This is a genomic window from Candidatus Methanocrinis alkalitolerans, from assembly GCF_029167205.1.
GTDB classification, from domain to species: domain Archaea; phylum Halobacteriota; class Methanosarcinia; order Methanotrichales; family Methanotrichaceae; genus Methanocrinis; species Methanocrinis alkalitolerans.
This window is the reverse complement of record NZ_JARFPL010000078.1, coordinates 1-2,505: the sequence shown is the minus strand read 5'-3', so window position 1 is coordinate 2,505 and position 2,505 is coordinate 1. Positions and strand designations below refer to the sequence as shown.

3 protein-coding genes are annotated in these 2,505 nt (G+C 48.6%); 2 read left to right on the top strand and 1 reads right to left on the bottom strand.

The window, feature by feature from the left end; genetic code table 11:
* Positions 1-136: 136 nt before the first annotated feature.
* Positions 137-976 (top strand): transposase, encoded by an 840-nt coding sequence (locus tag P0O24_RS12380; protein ID WP_316970058.1) that lies wholly within the window; start codon positions 137-139, stop codon positions 974-976.
* Positions 977-985: 9 nt separating this feature from the next.
* Here P0O24_RS12380 and P0O24_RS12375 read toward each other — a convergent pair whose 3' ends face one another.
* Positions 986-1,456: a helix-turn-helix domain-containing protein gene (locus tag P0O24_RS12375; RefSeq protein WP_316969946.1), complete on the bottom strand. Its 471-nt coding sequence runs from the start codon at positions 1,454-1,456 to the stop codon at positions 986-988.
* 210 nt (positions 1,457-1,666) lie between these two features.
* Between P0O24_RS12375 and P0O24_RS12370 the strand changes: the two genes are divergently transcribed.
* Positions 1,667-2,323, top strand: coding sequence for a flavodoxin family protein (locus P0O24_RS12370; RefSeq protein WP_316970057.1), 657 nt, complete (start codon positions 1,667-1,669; stop codon positions 2,321-2,323).
* The last annotated feature ends 182 nt before the right edge of the window (positions 2,324-2,505 follow it).

Here is a 2,505-nt window from a genome sequence, read left to right as displayed (position 1 = left end):
CCCCTATTTAGAGAGTATTTAAATGAGGGCGCTTAGCCAGAGGTTAATCGAAATCCTCCGTATTATGTGATGCGCAGGGGTAGTTTATAAACTGGGCTCGGCCGAGGGAAAACTTGTAAAGTAGAGTAAGGGATATATCTGGGGTAATAACTTTGTAACCTCCGTTCTGCAATCGAATGGCGTCTTCATCCCACATAAAGCGAAAATGTATGTCAAAAAGGACGAAGCTGACGAGGATTTCAGAACCAAGATCCAGATCGCTTTTGAAGATATCATCGAGCCATTAGGGGTACCAGATGGCGTAGAACTCATGATCGTTTTCGATAGCTGGTGGTTCTCATCTCATTTCATAACTGACTGTCACGAACTTGATTATCATGTGACGTGCCAGCTTAAGTCTGATAAGCTGGTTGTACCAGATGATGGAACTGCTTTGCAGGTGACCGATTACGTCAAAAAATTTAATACCGATGATTATGAAATAACCAGGATCGAAGTTCGCGGTAAGAAAAAGAGGTACTTAACTGTAGAACGTATCGTTAAACTTGACAAAATCGGTGATGTCAAGCTCATCATATCGAAGAGGAGAAGAGATACAGATCCTAGATATTATATCAGTACCAATATCAACCTTACAGGTGCTGAGATTTTATCGATCTATGAGGATAGATGGAATATCGAAACTGCCCATAGAGAGGCAAACCAAAAATTAGGCTTTAAAGACTACCAATTGAGAAGTAAAAAGGCTATTGAGAGGTTCATTCAGCTAGTTTTTTCTATCTGGACCGGCTTGTTAATCTTAGAACTTAATAATCCTGATGAAAGCCGTAAACCAAAAACCATTGGCGAGATGGTAGACGAAATCAGAGCTGAAGGACTCGTAGAATTAGTAAAAAATATTTTGGAGTATTTTAACCTGCCGATACCGGATGGCGGACTGCTTCATCTGATAAGGGAGATGGGAATCAAAACTTAGAAAGTAGAGTTACCTATACCCAGGTTCCATCGTCTTCATATGCTTCCATTCTCGGTACTTGTTTTTTTGAACGAAGGTCCAAAGCTCGTCAAGCTCAACCTTTGAGACGACGATGTCCTTCATGAGAGCTTTGTTTACCTCTTCGCTGTGCTCTGCAGCCCTCGAAAGCCAACGTCTCACTGTATCCAGCTTAACTTCTAGAACCTCGGCAACTCCGCGAAGACTCATGCCCTTCAGAATCATCTTCAATGCGATGAGGATCTCATCTTCTTCTGTCCTCAGATCATAAAAGACGGTGTTAGTCCTCCCGCAAAATACCCGACCACAGTGGCGGCAGATGTACTTTTGGACCTTCCCGCTTTTGGTCATATATGTACCGCTACCGATAACGTTTCCTTCGCCGGTTACACCATGCAAAGTACAATCTTCGTTAGGGCATGGCACATCTATGAACTTTGGCTTTGGACCCCTCCTTGCCATCTTGCTATCCCTCGATATAAATAGCATGTTACAAGTATAAAAATCAACCTATTGGGAGGTCACTACCGGATGATCTGATATGAAGATTTTGGTCGCGTACTCGTTCTACTGAAAATCGCCAGTCGAATCGAATTCAAGGGACTCATTTTCCGCCAAATAACCATGACGTCACCAGTTAGCGCTATTCAGTAATCTGGGTACGCGACCAAGATTTTAGGAGTCAATGGTTCACCCCGGGGGGAGAAGAGCACGACCCTGAAGCTCGTGGAGGCGGTCCTCACAGGAGCGGAGGAGGCGGGTGCGCAGACGGAGCTCATCGACCTGTGCGCCCTCTCCATCGACTACTGCAACGCCTGCGCCGTCTGCTACAAGACCGGAGAGTGCATCCACAATGACGACTTCGGGAAGGTGTACGACGAGATGATGGCGAGCGACGGTATCGTCTTCGGCTCGCCGGTCTACTTCGGGTCGGTGACCGCCCAGATGAAGACGATGATCGACAGGATGTCCGACGCCGTCCACTGCCAGCTCCTCCTGGGAAAGCGCATCGCCTCGGTCTCGACGGCCGGAAGCCAGGGCCACCAGGAGGTGGAGGATTACATCAACAGGGTCATGGTGGCAATGGGGGCCACGGCCGTCGGGAGCACGGGAGCCGATATGGTGGATCCGGCAGGGATGGAGCTGGCGCTGGAGGAGGCCCGCCAGCTCGGCAAGACCCTCGTCCGTGAGATCCAGGAGGGTACGATACACCCCGGGCAGGAGGAGTTCCACAGGACGATGAGGGAGAGGTTCGGACGGGTCGTCGGAGCGAATAAGGAAGAGTGGACCCACGAGTACGAGCACTGGAAGAAGATGGGCTGGCTGTAAAGATGGGTGGAGCCCATCCGCCGGAAGATCGGTCCTCGACGGAGCTATCCAGGATGAGAGACGAGGATGAATAGAGAGACGAGGATGAATAGAGAGACGAGGATGAATAGAGAGACGAGGATGAATAGAGAGACGAGGATGAATAGAGAGACGAGGATGAATAGAGAGACGAGGATGAATAG

Coding starts and splice junctions, on each gene's coding strand:
- P0O24_RS12375 (WP_316969946.1), bottom strand. CDS start 1,456: ATGGCAAGGAGGGGTCCAAAGCCAAAGTTCATAGATGTGCCATGCCCT.